General features: G+C 73.7%; 13 protein-coding genes. 1 reads left to right on the forward strand and 12 read right to left on the reverse strand.

Going from position 1 to position 13778, the window contains the following annotated elements; genetic code table 11:
• Nucleotides 1-12: 12 nt before the first annotated feature.
• From htpX to AB0O91_RS03950, 11 genes are all read right to left on the reverse strand, one after another.
• Complete coding sequence (gene htpX / locus AB0O91_RS03900) at nt 13-876, reverse strand: zinc metalloprotease HtpX (protein WP_363427532.1); 864 nt, start codon at nt 874-876, stop codon at nt 13-15.
• A gap of 118 nt (nt 877-994) precedes the next feature.
• The gene (locus tag AB0O91_RS03905) at nt 995-2548 is read right to left on the reverse strand and encodes an NADH-quinone oxidoreductase subunit N (protein ID WP_363427534.1); all 1554 of its coding nucleotides are present in this window, start codon (nt 2546-2548) and stop codon (nt 995-997) included.
• A gap of 67 nt (nt 2549-2615) precedes the next feature.
• The gene (locus tag AB0O91_RS03910) at nt 2616-4172 is read right to left on the reverse strand and encodes an NADH-quinone oxidoreductase subunit M (protein WP_363427536.1); all 1557 of its coding nucleotides are present in this window, start codon (nt 4170-4172) and stop codon (nt 2616-2618) included.
• 56 nt (nt 4173-4228) lie between these two features.
• On the reverse strand, nt 4229-6229 hold the full coding sequence (locus tag AB0O91_RS03915) for an NADH-quinone oxidoreductase subunit L (RefSeq protein WP_363427538.1): 2001 nt from the start codon (nt 6227-6229) through the stop codon (nt 4229-4231).
• Nucleotides 6226-6603, reverse strand: coding sequence for an NADH-quinone oxidoreductase subunit NuoK (gene nuoK, locus AB0O91_RS03920; RefSeq protein ID WP_363427540.1), 378 nt, complete (start codon nt 6601-6603; stop codon nt 6226-6228). The genes AB0O91_RS03915 and nuoK overlap by 4 nt, the downstream gene beginning before the upstream one ends.
• Entirely contained in the window at nt 6603-7319 is a 717-nt protein-coding gene (locus AB0O91_RS03925; protein ID WP_363427542.1) for an NADH-quinone oxidoreductase subunit J, read from the reverse strand. Before AB0O91_RS03925 ends, nuoK begins: the two co-directional genes overlap by 1 nt.
• Nucleotides 7316-7882, reverse strand: coding sequence for an NADH-quinone oxidoreductase subunit I (locus tag AB0O91_RS03930; protein ID WP_363427544.1), 567 nt, complete (start codon nt 7880-7882; stop codon nt 7316-7318). The genes AB0O91_RS03925 and AB0O91_RS03930 overlap by 4 nt, the downstream gene beginning before the upstream one ends.
• Entirely contained in the window at nt 7879-8832 is a 954-nt protein-coding gene (gene nuoH / locus AB0O91_RS03935; RefSeq protein WP_363427755.1) for an NADH-quinone oxidoreductase subunit NuoH, read from the reverse strand. Before nuoH ends, AB0O91_RS03930 begins: the two co-directional genes overlap by 4 nt.
• A gap of 2 nt (nt 8833-8834) precedes the next feature.
• On the reverse strand, nt 8835-9962 hold the full coding sequence (locus AB0O91_RS03940; RefSeq protein ID WP_363427546.1) for an NADH-quinone oxidoreductase subunit C: 1128 nt from the start codon (nt 9960-9962) through the stop codon (nt 8835-8837).
• On the reverse strand, nt 9959-10594 hold the full coding sequence (locus tag AB0O91_RS03945; protein WP_363427548.1) for an NADH-quinone oxidoreductase subunit B family protein: 636 nt from the start codon (nt 10592-10594) through the stop codon (nt 9959-9961). The genes AB0O91_RS03940 and AB0O91_RS03945 overlap by 4 nt, the downstream gene beginning before the upstream one ends.
• Nucleotides 10585-11001 carry an NADH-quinone oxidoreductase subunit A gene (locus tag AB0O91_RS03950; RefSeq protein WP_363427550.1) on the reverse strand — a complete coding sequence of 139 codons (417 nt, stop codon included), beginning with the start codon at nt 10999-11001 and terminating at the stop codon, nt 10585-10587. The genes AB0O91_RS03945 and AB0O91_RS03950 overlap by 10 nt, the downstream gene beginning before the upstream one ends.
• Nucleotides 11002-11343: 342 nt before the next feature.
• Between AB0O91_RS03950 and AB0O91_RS03955 the strand changes: the two genes are divergently transcribed.
• Nucleotides 11344-12510 (forward strand): sensor domain-containing protein, encoded by a 1167-nt coding sequence (locus tag AB0O91_RS03955; protein ID WP_363427757.1) that lies wholly within the window; start codon nt 11344-11346, stop codon nt 12508-12510.
• Nucleotides 12511-12655: 145 nt separating this feature from the next.
• On the opposite strand, the gene AB0O91_RS03960 is transcribed toward AB0O91_RS03955, so the two are convergent.
• Complete coding sequence (locus tag AB0O91_RS03960) at nt 12656-13699, reverse strand: trypsin-like peptidase domain-containing protein (RefSeq protein ID WP_363427759.1); 1044 nt, start codon at nt 13697-13699, stop codon at nt 12656-12658.
• Nucleotides 13700-13778 lie beyond the last annotated feature (79 nt).

Consider the following 13778-nt stretch of genomic DNA (forward strand, 5'->3'; position numbering starts at 1 on the left):
CGCCCGCGCCGGCTAGGACCGGTAGCCCGCCATCCGCTCCAGCCGGGCGATCCGCTCCGCCATCGGCGGGTGGGTGGAGAACAGCCGGGCGCCCGTCTCGCCCGGGCGGAACGGGCTGGCGATCATCATGTGGCTCGCCGTCTGGAGCTGGGGCTCCGGCGGGAGCGGCAGCTGGCGGGTGCCCGCGTCGAGCTTGCGCAGGGCGCCGGCGAGGGCGAGCGGGTCGCCGGTCATCCGGGCGCCGTCGGCGTCGGCCTGGTACTCGCGGGAGCGGCTGACCGCCATCTGGATCAGCCCGGCGGCGATCGGCCCGAGGATCATGATGGCGAGCATCCCGAACAGCCCGGGCCCGTCGTCGTCGTCGCTCCGGCCGAACGGGATCAGCCAGGCGAAGTTCACCAGGAACATCACCACCGAGGCCAGTGCCCCGGCGACCGAGGAGATCAGGATGTCCCGGTTGTAGACGTGGCTCAGCTCGTGCCCGAGGACGCCGCGCAGCTCGCGCTCGTCCAGGATCTGCAGGATGCCCTCGGTGCAGCAGACCGCCGCGTTGCGCGGGTTGCGGCCGGTGGCGAAGGCGTTCGGGGCGGGCGTCGGGGAGATGTAGAGGCGGGGCATCGGCTGCCGGGCCGAGGTGGAGAGCTCGCGCACGATCCGGTAGAGCCCGGGCGCCTCGAACTCGCTGACCGGCCGGGCCCGCATGGCCCGCAGGGCGATCTTGTCGCTGTTCCAGTAGGCGTACGCGTTGGTCCCGAGCGCGATCAGCAGGGCGACCACGAAGCCGGTCCGGCCGAAGAAACTGCCGATCACCAGGATCAGCGCCGAGAGGCCACCGAGCAGGACGGCGGTCCTCAGTCCGTTGTGCCGGCTGTGCACGTCAGGCCCTCCAGTGGTGCGGTGGGGAAGCCCTTTCTGCCTCGTCCCTCTTGCCCGGTCAACGGGCGGGCCCCGGGACCTTGTTCCCTTGTGACCGACGTGACACCCGGTCGGCGGCTCAGAACAGCGAGCCGCCGGCCACCTGGAGGACCAGCTGCGGGGCGACCGAGAGCACCACCGCGACCGAGGCGGTGAGCCCCAGCGTGGCGGCCAGGCCGACCGGCAGCCGCCGCTCGGCGCCGTCCTCGGCCGCGCTCCCCGGCTCCGCCGGGGCGAACAGCCGGGCCGTCCAGCGCAGGTAGTAGAAGAGCGCGACGACCACGTTGACGGCCATCACCACGGCCAGCCACCCCAGCCCGGCGTCCACGGCCGCGCGGAACACCACGACCTTGCCGAACAGGCCGATCACGCCCGGCGGCAGGCCGGCCAGGCAGAGCAGGAAGAAGGCCAGCGCGAGCGCCGTCCAGCGGTTGCGGGCGAACAGGCCGCGGAAGTCGTCCACCCGGGTCCCGGCCCGGCGGCCGACGGCGGCGACCACCCCGAAGGCACCGAGGTTCACCACGCCGTAGATCAGCGCGTACGCGGCGGTGGCGCCGAGCGGGTCGGCGCCGGTGGGCGCGTAGCCGGCCGCGGCGAGCGGCACCAGCAGGTACCCGGCCTGGCCGACCGAGGACCAGGCCAGCAGCCGCACCGCGCTGTACCGGGTGTCGAAGCGCTGCCGCAGCGCGCCGACGTTGCCGGCGGTCATGGTGACGGCGGCCAGCACGGCGAGCACCAGGCCCCAGGTGTGGGCGTACGGCCGGAACGCGATGGTGGTGGCCAGGGCGAGACCGGACAGGCCGGCCGCCTTGCCGACCACCGAGAGGTAGCCGGCCACCGGCAGCGGGGCGCCGGTGTAGGTGTCGGGCACCCAGAAGTGGAACGGGACGGCGGCGACCTTGAAGGCGAAGCCGACCAGGGTGAGCACCGCGCCCGCCTCGGCCAGCGGCTTGAGCTGCCCGGGCGCGTGCTCCAGGCCCTCGGCGACGGCGGCGAGGTGCAGGCTGCCGCTGGCCGCGTAGACGAAGCCGACGCCGAGCAGCATCACGGCGGTGGCGGTCACCGAGGAGACGAAGAACTTGAGCGCGGCCTCCGCACCCCGCCCGTCCCGGCGCAGCGCGACCAGCGCGAAGGCGGGCAGCGAGGCGACCTCCAGGGCGATCACCATGGTGGCGAGGTCGCGGGAGGCGGGCAGCAGGGCGGCGCCGGTGGCGCTGGAGAGCAGCAGGAACCAGTACTCGCCGCGCGGCAGCCCCTCGCTCTCGACCGTGTGGGCCGACAGCAGGGCCGCGATCAGCGCACCGCCGAGGGCGAGCAGCTGGAACACCAGCGCGAAGTGGTCGGCGACGTACGAACAGCCGCTCACCGCCGGACTGTCAGTGGCCCCTGTTACGTTCCGGAGGCAGAAGGTCGCTCGGGGTGAGCCGCCGGTGAGGGGAAGGAGCGCGATGAGGGCGAGGGCGAGTCCGGCCGCGGTGAGGCGGCCGAGCCACTTCTTGTGCCGCTCGGGCAGGAACAGGTCGGTGACCAGCACGGCGAGGGCGGCCACGGCGGCGATCAGCGGGGGCGCGATCGCCACCCAGTCCACGGACTGGATCAGGGAGCCCGGGTTGGCTACGGCGAGGGAGGTCACAGTGTGCTGCCCCGTGGAGTGAGGTCCGAGTGAGGTCCGAGTGCGGCGGTGCGGGCTGCGAGCACGGTCAGCCACCCCCGAGGAGGTGCTTGACGGCGGGGTCGGAGAGCCCGAGCAGGAGGGCGGGCCAGAGGCCGGCCAGCAGCGTGAGCGCGGCCAGCGGCGTCCAGCTGACGGCTTCGTACGGGCGCAGGTCGGCCACCTCGGCCACCGGTGCGGGCTGCTCGGGGTCGCCCATGCAGACGCGCTTGACCACGATCAGCAGGTACGCGGCGGTGAGGAGGGTGCCGAGGCCGGCCAGGACCATGTAGGTGACGAAGGCGGGGCGGGAGAGTCCGGCCGCCGGGTCGAAGGCGCCGAACATGGCGAGCAGCTCGCCCCAGAAGCCGGCCAGGCCGGGGAGGCCGAGGCTGGCGACGGCGGCGAAGGCGAGCAGCGCGCCGATCCGGGGTGCCCGGCCGTACAGGGCCGCGCCGGTGGCGCCGGAGAGGGTGTCGAGGTCCGCCGTGCCGTAGCGGTCCTTGAGGGCCCCGACCAGGAAGAACAGCAGACCGGTGATCAGGCCGTGGGCGATGTTGGCGAACAGCGCCCCGTTGACGCCCACCGGGGTGAGGGAGGCGATGCCGAGCAGCACGAAGCCCATGTGGCCGACGGAGGAGTAGGCGATCAGGCGCTTGAGGTCGCCCTTCGCCCCGGGGCGGGCCAGCGCCAGACAGGCCAGCGAGCCGTAGACGATGCCGACGGCGGCGAAGGCGCCCAGGTAGGGGGCGAGCGTCGCGGTGCCGTCCGGCACGACCGGGAGGAGGACGCGGACGAGTCCGTAGGTGCCCATCTTCAGCAGCACGCCGGCCAGCAGCACCGAGCCCACCGTCGGAGCGGCGGTGTGGGCGTCGGGGAGCCAGCTGTGCAGCGGCCAGGCCGGGGCCTTGACCGCGAGCCCGACCATGATCGCCAGTGCGGCGGTCACCTGGGTGGTGTGGCTCAGGCCGTTGCCGTGGTGGGCGGCCAGGGCCTGCATGTCGAAGGTGCCGGCCTTGCTGCCGATCAGCAGGAAGCCCAGCAGCATCACGGCCGAGCCGAGCAGCGTGTAGAGGATGAACCGGTTGGCGGCCGGCACCTTCGCGCCGCTCCCCCAGCGGGCGATCAGGAAGTACATCGGGATCAGCACGATCTCGAAGGCCAGGAAGAAGAGCAGCAGGTCCAGCACCGCGAAGGTGGCGAGCATGCCGACTTCGAGCAGCAGGAACAGCCCGACGAAGGCCTGCGGCGACGGCACGCCCTCCCCGTCCGGCAGCCGCTTCTCCGAGTACAGCGCGCAGAGGAAGGTGAGCAGGGCGGTCAGCACGATCAGCGGCAGCGAGACGCCGTCCACCCCGAGGTGGAAGCGCACGTGCAGGGCCGGGATCCAGTCCAGGTCGGTGGTGGCCTGCATCCGGGCCGGCGCGCCGTGGTCGAAGCCGGCCGCGAGGGCGACGGCGAGCAGCAGCACCGCGCCGGTGACCACGGAGTTCAGCCGCAGCGCCCGCCGGCCCGCGACGGCCCGGTCCGCTCCGAACACCGGAGCCAGGGTGAGCGCGGCGCCGAGCAGTGGCAGCGCCAGGAGGGCGATGAGGACCGCGTTCATCGGAGGCTCCCAGCGACAGCGGCGGACGGGACGGAGGTGGGGAAGGACGGCACCGGCTACACCGCCACCAGGACGGCCAGCAGGACGACCCCGGCGAGCAGCGCGCTGAGGTAGGTCTGCGCGTTGCCGGTCTGGGCGAGCCGGACGGCCCGGCCGAGCAGGTTGGCGCCGATCCCGCTGCCCTGGACGTAGCCCTCGACGACCTCGCGGTCGAGGAAGCGGACCAGCCGGGCCGCGGCGCCCACCGGGCGGACGAACAGCAGGTGGTACAGCCGGTCCACGCCGAAGCCGTGCCGGGCCGGGCCGAACAGCGGGCCGAGCAGGGTGCGCCCGGGGTCGGCGACGACCACCCGGGCGGCCGGGGCGGGGCGGCCGGTGGCCAGCCGGGCGGTGGCCGAGCGCCAGGCGCCGTAGGCGGCGAGCACGCCGACCACGGCGAGCCCGGTGCCGGTCACGGCGGTGACGCCGGTGGGGCGCAGCGAGCCGCCGTCCAGCAGCGCGGGCAGCCAGTCCGAGCGGAGCCCGGCGATGCCGAAGCCCATGGTCGGGACGGCCAGCACCCAGAGCGGCCAGCGCATCGCGGGCGGCTCGGCGGTGGCCGGGTCGGCCTCGTCCGGCTCGGGCGAGTACGGTGCGTCGCCCTCGTGGTCGGCCGGGTCGGCCGGGACGGCCGCCGGGGCGGTCCGGCCCGCCGGGCTGTGGAAGGTCAGCAGGAACAGCCGGGCCGCGTACGCGCCGGTGAGCAGCGCGGTGAGCGCGGCCGAGATCAGCACGATCCAGCCGGCCGCCTGCGGCACCGCCGAGGCCGGGCCGAGGCCGTTGGTGAGCGCGTCGCCGTTGGCGGCGTGCTCGGCGGCGGTCAGCACCGCCTCCTTGCTGAAGAAGCCGGAGAACGGCGGCAGCCCGGCCAGGGCGACCAGCGCGATGCCCATCGTCCAGTAGGCGTCCGGCACCCGCTTGCGCAGCCCGGGGATCCGGGACATCGCGGAGATCGAGTTGGTGTGCGCGGCGTGGATCACCACACCGGCGGCCAGGAACAGCAGCGCCTTGAACGCGCCGTGGCTGACCAGGTGGAACACCGAGGCCTCGCGGTCACCGCTGGCCAGCGCGCCGGCCATGTAGCCGAGCTGGCCGACGGTGGAGTAGGCGAGCACCCGTTTGAGGTCGTCCTGGGCGAGCGCGCAGAGCGCCGATCCGATCATCGTCACGGCGGCCATCACCGCGAGCACGACCAGCGCCGCACCCGACTGGAGGAACACCGGCATCAGCCGGGCCACCAGGTAGATGCCGGCCGCGACCATGGTGGCGGCGTGGATCAGCGCGGAGACCGGCGTCGGACCGGCCATCGCGTCCGGGAGCCAGGTGTGCAGCGGGAACTGGGCGCTCTTGCCGGCGACACCGGCCAGCAGCAGCAGCGCCGTCAGCGTCGGGTGACCGAGCCTGCCGTCGCCCGCGGCGGCCAGCACGTCCGGGATCCGGAAGCTGCCGGCGTCCGTGCCGAGCAGGAAGATCCCGAACAGGAACGGCACGTCGCCGAGCTTGGTGACCAGGAACGCCTTGAGCGAGGCCGAGCGGGCGTCGGCGCTCTCCCAGTGGTGGCCGATCAGGAAGTACGAGCAGACGCCCATGACCTCCCAGCCGACCAGCAGCACCACGAGGTCGCCCGAGTAGACCACCAGGAACATCGCCGCGGTGAACAGCGAGACCAGCGCCGCGTACGAGGGGTAGCGCCGGTCCTCCTTCAGGTACGCGGTCGAGTAGACCTGGACGCAGGTGGCGACCAGGCCGACCAGCACGGAGATCAGCGAGCTGAAGCCGTCCAGGTGGACGGCCAGCGCGATGTCCGGGCCGCCGGTCGGGGTGAGCCGGGTGGCCGCGTCCAGGCTCCGGCCGGTGCCGAGCTGGAGGGCGACCACCAGGGCGAGCACGGCCGAGACGGCGACCGGGACGATCGCCAGCGGTCGGGCCAGCCCGGGCGCCTTCTTGCCGACGGCCAGGGTCGCGGCGGCCCCGAGGGCCGGCAGCGCGGGGACGAGGACGGGCAGGGCGAGGTTCATGCGGTGGCCCGGCCCTTCAGTGCCTCGGCTGCGACCGGTTCCTCCGCGGCGGGGGCGTGCGACTCGGCCGGGTCGCCGAGCGCGGTCGCCCGGTCGATGTCCGCGGTGCCCCGGGCCCGGAACAGCAGCAGGACGATGGCCAGCCCCAGCCCGACCTCGGCGGCGGCGACGGTGATGGTGAACAGGGTGAGCGCCTGCCCGGCGTGCAGCGCGTCGCGCAGCCAGGCGTCGAAGGCGACCAGGTTGAGGTTGACGGCGTTGAGCATCAGCTCGACGGACATCAGCACCAGGACGGCGTTGCGCCGGGCGAGCACGCCGTACACCCCGACGCTGAACAGCAGCGCGGAGAGGACGACGGGGTAGGCGAGGTGCATCAGCTCTCTCCCTCCGGCGCGGACGCCTCCGACACGGACGCCTCCGGTTCGGCGGCCACCGGGGGCTTGGGCGCGGTCGCGGCCACGGTCCCGTTCGACCCGACCGGCCGGCCCGCCCGCACCCGGCCCGCCCGGGGCGCCGGCACCCGGCGTCCGGACCCGCGCGACAGCACGATCGCGCCGACCAGCGCCGCCAGCAGCAGCACGGACAGCGCCTCGAAGGGCAGCACCCAGTGCCGGAACAGGCTGGCCCCGGTGACGGCGGCCGAGCCGCCGCCCGCCCCGAGGTCGATCCAGGACGTCCGGAAGGCGTCGACCACCAGGGTCACCAGGGTCCCGGCCGAGGCCAGCGCCACGACCAGGGCGACCCAGCGGTTCTTGGAGTCGGCGTCCGGCGAACGCCCGATCGGCGCCTTGGTGAGCATCAGCCCGAACAGCACCAGGACGACCACCGAACCGAGGTAGATCAGCACCTGCACCCAGGCGATGAACTCGGCCGTGAGCAGCAGGAACTCCACCGCGAGCCCGCCGAGCGCGACCACCAGCCAGAGCGCGGCGTGCACCAGCTGCTTGGTGGTCACCGAGACGACCGCCGCGCCGAGCACCGCGATGCCGACCAGCAGGAAGACGATCTCCTGACCGGTCGGGGACAGGAACGAACGGGCGGCCGGCTCCAACGAGCCGGTCGCCGCGAGGAGCACGGCGCCACCGATCACGCGTCGTCACCCTTCTCCTCGACAACTTCTGCGGCGGCCGCAGCGGCGGCCGCCAGCTTGTCCGCCGCCTTCCGGGCGGTGGCGATCTCCTTGGGCTCCTCGGCGGCCGGGTCCAGGGCCGGCGGCGCCGGAACGGTCCACATCCACTCGCGGAGCTTCTCCCGCTCGTGGGTCAGCTCGTGGATGTCGGTCTCCGCGTACTCGAACTCCGGCGACCAGAACAGCGCGTCGAAGGGGCACACCTCGATGCAGATCCCGCAGTACATGCAGAGCGAGAAGTCGATGGCGAACCGGTCCAGCACGTTGCGGGTGCGGGCCCGGGCGTTCGGGTCGGCGGCCGGCAGCGTCTCCTTGTGGGAGTCGATGTAGATGCACCAGTCCGGGCACTCGCGCGCACAGAGCATGCACACCGTGCAGTTCTCCTCCAGCAGCGCGATGACGCCGCGCGAACGCGGCGGCAGCACCGGCTGCACGTCGGGGTACTGCGCGGTGACGCTCTTCCTGGTCATCGTCCGCAGCGTCACGGCCAGGCCCTTGGCGAGGCCGGCACCGGGAAAGCTCATGCGATCGCCACCTTGAGGATGCCGGTGAGGGCCAGCTGGACGAGCGCCAGCGGGATCAGCACGATCCACGCGAAGCGCATCAGCTGGTCCTCGCGCAGCCGCGGGTAGGTGACCCGCAGCCAGATGACCACGAAGGCCAGCGCGAAGGTCTTGAGGAGCATCCAGAGCCAGCCGAGCTGGTCGGACATCGGCCCGTGCCAGCCGCCGAGGAAGAGCACCGCCGTCAGCGCCGACACCACCAGGATGCCCACGTACTCGGACAGCAGGAACAGCGCGAAGCGCAGTCCGGTGTACTCGGTGTACGCGCCGAAGATGATCTCCGAGTCGGCGACCGGCATGTCGAACGGCGGCCGCTGGAGCTCGGCCAGGCCGGCCGTGAAGAAGACGAAGGCGCCGATGAGCTGCCAGGGCAGCCAGTACCACTGCCAGGCGTCCAGGATCCCGGGCAGCGACAGGGTGCCGGCGGCCATCGCCACCGAGGCCGCCGCGAGCACCATCGGCAGCTCGTACGACATCAGCTGCGCGGCCGTGCGCAGGCCGCCGAGCAGCGAGAACTTGTTCGCCGAGGCCCAGCCGGCCATCAGCTTGCCGATCACCCCGACGCCCATCACGGCGAGCACGAAGAACAGTCCGGCGTCGATCGCCTGGCCGACGAAGCCGTCCGGGCCGACCGGGATCGCCAGCAGCACGAACAGGTACGGCAGCAGCGAGACGGCGGGCGCCAGCTGGAAGATCCGGCGGTCCGCCCCGGCCGGGACGATGTCCTCCTTCTGCGCGAACTTCACGCCGTCCGCGACGAGCTGCGCCCAGCCGTGGAAGCCGCCCGCGTACATCGGGCCGAGCCGGCCCTGCATGTGCGCCATCACCTTGTGCTCGGTCTGGCCGATGACCAGCGGGAAGACCAGGAAGACGACGAGGGTGGCGACGCAGCGGAGCACCGTGTCGAGCAGGTTCACGCGCCGTCTCCGTCCTGGTCGGCCGCTCCGGCCGACGTCTCGTCCTTCTTCTCGTCCGACGTCCCGTCCTGCTGCTCCTGCGGCTTCCCGCCCGGCTCGGCGGCCGGCTCCGCACCCGCGGGCCCGGCGTCGTGGGCGGGCACCGGGTTGTGCCAGGGCGCGTCGGAGGACCGGGGCGCGGCCGGAGCCGGGCGTTCGACGGACGGCTCGGCGGCAGCGCTCTGGCTCGCCGACCCGTCCGACACCGACCGGGTCCGCCGCGGCCGGTCCGCCCGCACCACGGGCGCACCCTCAGCAGCAGCCGCACCGGCACCGGCACCGGCACCGGCACCGGCACCGGCACCGGCAGCCTCGACGGCCGGGGCCTCGGCAGCCGGCTGGCTCGCCGACCCGTCCGACACCGACCGGGTCCGCCGCGGCCGGTCCGCCCGCACCGCAGGCGCACCCTCGGCAGCAGCCGCACCGGCACCGGCCGGGGCCGCAGCCCCGGCCCGGGGCGCGCGCGCCGCCGCACCGGCCGCCCGGGCACCCCGCGCGGGCCGCTCGGCGACCGGCGGCAGGGTGCCCTTGAGCGGCCCCCACTCGTTCGGGTCCGGCACACCGGGCGGCTGCATCTTGCGCCGGGCCGGCCCGTCCCCGTGGTCGGACTCGCCCGGCTCCTTGGCGCCCGGCCAGGCCTTGGCGACCCGCGCGGCGAGCACGAACTCCTTGCGCAGCGGGTGCCCCTCGAAGCCGTCCGGCAGCAGCAGGGTGGCCAGGTACGGGTGCCCGGGGAAGTCGATGCCGAACATCTCGTGGGTCTCGCGCTCGTGCCAGGCGGCCCCGGCGTAGACCGCGACGGCGCTGGGCAGCGCGGCCTTCTCCCGCGGCACCCGGGTGCGCAGCGCGAGGTGCCGCACGCCCGGCGCCTCGGCGGCGGCCAGGTGCGCGACGACGGAGAAGCCCTCGGCGAGCTCGTCGACGGCGCTCAGCCAGTCGAAGTAGTCCAGGCCCAGCGCGTCCCGGGCGCCGGTGAGCGCCTCGATCCAGTGCTCGGCCGGCACGTCGACGGTGATCAGCCCGTACGCCTCGGCGCCGGTCGCCCATTCCCCGACCGACGCCGCGTACTGCTCTGCCGTGGTCACGACACTCCTCCATCGCCGGACGGCCCCGCCACCAGCGGGCGGCGCAGCGCCGCCGCGGGCGCGGTGTAGCGGCCGGGCAGGGACTCGGCGGCGATCTTCTCCTGCAGCTTGAGGATGCCCTGGAGCAGCGCCTCGGGCCGGGGCGGGCAGCCGGGCACGTAGACGTCGACCGGGATGATCTGGTCCACGCCCTTGGTCACGGAGTACGAGTCCCAGTAGGGACCGCCGGAGTTGGAGCAGGCGCCGAAGGAGATGACGTACTTCGGCTCGGGCATCTGCTCGTAGAGGCGCTTGACGGCGGGCGCCATCTTGTCGGTGACCGTCCCGGAGACGATCATCAGGTCCGCCTGACGGGGTCCGGGCGCGAACGGGATGACACCCATCCGGATGAAGTCGTGCTTGGCCATGGACGCGGCGATGAACTCGATCGCGCAGCAGGCCAGGCCGAAGTTGAAGCACCAGAGGCTGTAGCGGCGCCCCCAGTTGAGCACGACCTTGACCGGGTCGGGCGCGAGCCGGGCCAGCGGGCCGATGGAGCGGCGCTCCACCGCGCCGGGGCGGGCCGGGTCGGGCAGGCCGAGCGGGACGGGACCGTCCTGGGCGCCGTGCGGGTGGCTGTGGGTCACGTCCATTCCAGAACGCCCTTCTTCCAGGCGTAGAGCAGTCCGACCGCGAGGAAGCCGATGAAGAGGAACATCTCGACCAGCGTTCCGGCGCCGTACCCGGCGGCGGCGAAGACGGTCGCCCACGGGAACAGGTAGATCGCGTCGACCGCGAAGATCACGTACAGGAAGGCGTACACGTAGTAGCGGATCTGGGTGTGCGCCCAGTCCTCGCCCACCGGGTCGACTCCGCACTCGTAGGCGAGGAGCTTCTCGGGTGAGTGCACCACCGGCCGCAGCAGGCGGTTGGCGGTGAACGCCACGGTCACGAAGAGCACCCCGACGACGGCCAGCAGGCCCATCGCGGCGTACGCGTCGAAGTAGCCGCTGCCGACCGCCGGGTCGGCCGCGACGGCAGCCGCCTGCTGCCCCTCCATGCCTTCGCCTCCACCTCGGCCGGGGACCCGCCCTCAGGACGGCTCCACGACTCTTCCTCGTACGCTCTCAACCATGGCCAATGCGTGAGTCTAAGGGGAGGGCAAGGCTCCCCTCACCCCCTGCCCGCTCCGCAAGACGTCCGGTGGACGGTCCGGTGAACTCCCGGGGGCCCGCGCGGGGGGTGGGGATAACCCCCCGCCGGGAAGATGTATCACCCCCATGGCACATCCCGGTCCTCGTTCGGGAAGCTGGGGTCCGCCAGCTCGAACGAGGGGACGGATGATCCGATGAAGCCGCTGCACCGCCGCGCCGTGGACGCGATCAAGGGCCAGGACGCCCGGATGGAGCGGCCGTCGCTGTACGGCGCGCGGATGTGGCGCCAGGTCGGGCAGCTGCTGCTCAACTTCCCGCTCGGCGCCGCCGGCTTCGTGCTGGCGGTCGCCGCGCTCTCGGTCGGCCTGAGCCTGGCGGTCACGGTGATCGGTCTGCCGGCGCTGGCCGCCGGGCTGGCCGGCTGCCGCGCCCTGGGCGCCCTGGGCCGTAGCCGGGCCCGCTCCGCGTACGGCTCCGCGATCGCCGAGCCGGAACCGGTGCGGCGCCGCCCGGGCGTGGTCGGCTACACCATCGCCCACCTCACCGACCTGCTGAACTGGCGCTCGGTGCTCTACAACGTGCTGATGCTGCCCTGGGGCATCCTGAGCTTCACGGTGACGCTGGTCTCGGTGGTCACCCTGTGGCCGGTCCTGCCCTTCATGGTGCGGGCGATGGCCGCGATCGACCGGATCCTGATCGAGTCGCTGCTCTTCCCCGGCGCCCTGGCCGAACGGGTGCGCGAGCTGGAGGACGACCGCGGCACCGTGGTCGACACCGCCGCCGCCGACCTGCGCCGGATCGAGCGCGACCTGCACGACGGCGCCCAGGCCCGGCTGGTCGCCCTGGCGATGGACCTCGGCATGGCCAAGGAGCGGCTGCGCGAGGTGGAGACCCAGGAGGACATGGCGGTCGCCGCCAAGATGGTCGACAACGCGCACGGCGAGGTGAAGCTGGCCCTCCAGGAGCTGCGCGACCTGGCCCGGGGCATCCACCCCGCGGTGCTCACCGACCGGGGTCTGGACGCGGCGCTGTCCGCGGTCTCGGCCCGCTGCACCGTCCCCGGCGGGGTGAAGGTGAACGTCGACCTGGCCGGGCCGGACGGCGAGCCCGAGCGCCCGGACTCGGCGGTCGAGGGCATCGCCTACTTCACGGTCAGCGAGTTGCTGACCAACGTCTCCAAGCACGCGGGGGCGACCAGTGCCTCGGTCGACGTCTGGCGCTCGGACAGCCAGCTGATGGTGCTGGTCCAGGACGACGGCCGGGGCGGCGCCGCCGCCTACCCGGGCAGCGGCCTGGCCGGGCTGGCCGAGCGGATCCGGGCGGTGGACGGGGTGTTCCTGGTGGAGAGCCCGGAGGGCGGCCCGACCACCGTCACCGTCGAGCTGCCCTGGCGCACCCGCACCGCCCGGCGCTGACCGCGCGGGGCACGAAAGGGCGCCGGGCTCCCGTCGAGGCAGTGGACGGGAGCCCGGCGCCGGTCCGGCACGGCGGCCGGCCCGCGGAACCCTTGCACGGTGGGCGGGCCGGCCGGCGCACCGGGGCCGGGGGTCCGGGGCCTGGCTAGGAGCTGCTCTCCAGGGTGCCGAGGGTCACGTCGGCCGTCCTGCTGTTGCCGTCCCTGGTGTAGGTGACGGTGACCTTGCTGCCCGGGGTGAGCGAGGCGAGCGCGGTGGTGAGCGCGTTCAGCGAGTCGACCGGGGTGTCGCCGATCCTGGTGATGACGTCGCCGGCCTGGAGCCCCGCCGCGGCGGCCGCGCCGCCCTGGCTGACCGCCACGATGACCGCCCCGGCCGGCTGGAACTGCTGGTTGAAGCTGGTCCGGGCGGTGATGCCGAGCGCGGCCCGGCCGGAGTTGGTGACCTTGCCCTGTTTGATCAGCTGGTCGGTGATGCTGGTGATGGTGGACGCCGGGATGGCGAAGCCGATGCCCGGGGCGGCCGCGCCGTTGGTCTGCGGCTCGGTGGCGGCCAGGGTGTTGATCCCGATCACCTGGCTGTCCAGGTTGACCAGCGCGCCGCCGCTGTTGCCCGGGTTGATCGCGGCCGAGGTCTGCACCATGTTGCCGATGGTGGCGCCCGGCGAGCCGCCGCCGCGGGGCTCGGAGACGGTCCGCCCGGTGGCCGAGACGATGCCCTGGGTGACGCTGCTGGAGAGGCCGAGCGGGCTGCCCATGGCGAGGGTGATCTGGCCGAGCTGGACCTTGCCCGAATCGCCGAAGACCGCCGGCTTGAGGCCGCTCGGCGGGCTGTTGAGCTTGATCACCGCGAGGTCGGAGTCCGGGTAGCTGGCGACCAGCGCGGCGTCCAGCGACTTGGTGGAGTTGGCCAGCGTGACGGTGAAGGTGGTCGCGCTGCCGACCACGTGGGCGTTGGTGACGATGTCGCCCTTGTCGTCGTAGACGATCCCGGAGCCGAGGCTGTCGCCGGTGGTGATCTGGACCACCGAGGGCAGCACGTCGGCGATCACCTTCTGGTAGGCGCTCTGGAGCTGGTTGTCACCGCCGGGCTGGCCGCTGGGGGCCGAGGAGGCCTGCTTGGTGCCGGCCGCGGTCGAGGACGCCGAGGAGGACGACGAGGACGGGTTGCTGCACCCGGCCAGCGCCAGCGCGAGCGCCGCGACGGCCGCGACCGCCCCCGGTGCGAGCCGCCGCCGGTACGCCCTGGGGCCGGTCGGCCGGGGGCCG

This window comes from Kitasatospora sp. NPDC089797 (assembly GCF_040684795.1).
Classification (GTDB): Bacteria; Actinomycetota; Actinomycetes; order Streptomycetales; family Streptomycetaceae; genus Kitasatospora.

Excerpts from the sequence above, each read along its gene's own strand:
- AB0O91_RS03955 (WP_363427757.1), top strand. The coding sequence starts at position 11,344 with ATGGAGCGGCCGTCGCTGTACGGCGCGCGGATGTGGCGCCAGGTCGGG.
- AB0O91_RS03950 (WP_363427550.1), bottom strand. The coding sequence starts at position 11,001 with ATGGAGGGGCAGCAGGCGGCTGCCGTCGCGGCCGACCCGGCGGTCGGC.
- AB0O91_RS03910 (WP_363427536.1), bottom strand. The coding sequence starts at position 4,172 with ATGAACGCGGTCCTCATCGCCCTCCTGGCGCTGCCACTGCTCGGCGCC.
- AB0O91_RS03930 (WP_363427544.1), bottom strand. The coding sequence starts at position 7,882 with ATGAGCTTTCCCGGTGCCGGCCTCGCCAAGGGCCTGGCCGTGACGCTG.
- nuoK (WP_363427540.1), bottom strand. The coding sequence starts at position 6,603 with ATGCACCTCGCCTACCCCGTCGTCCTCTCCGCGCTGCTGTTCAGCGTC.
- AB0O91_RS03945 (WP_363427548.1), bottom strand. The coding sequence starts at position 10,594 with ATGGACGTGACCCACAGCCACCCGCACGGCGCCCAGGACGGTCCCGTC.
- AB0O91_RS03915 (WP_363427538.1), bottom strand. The coding sequence starts at position 6,229 with ATGAACCTCGCCCTGCCCGTCCTCGTCCCCGCGCTGCCGGCCCTCGGG.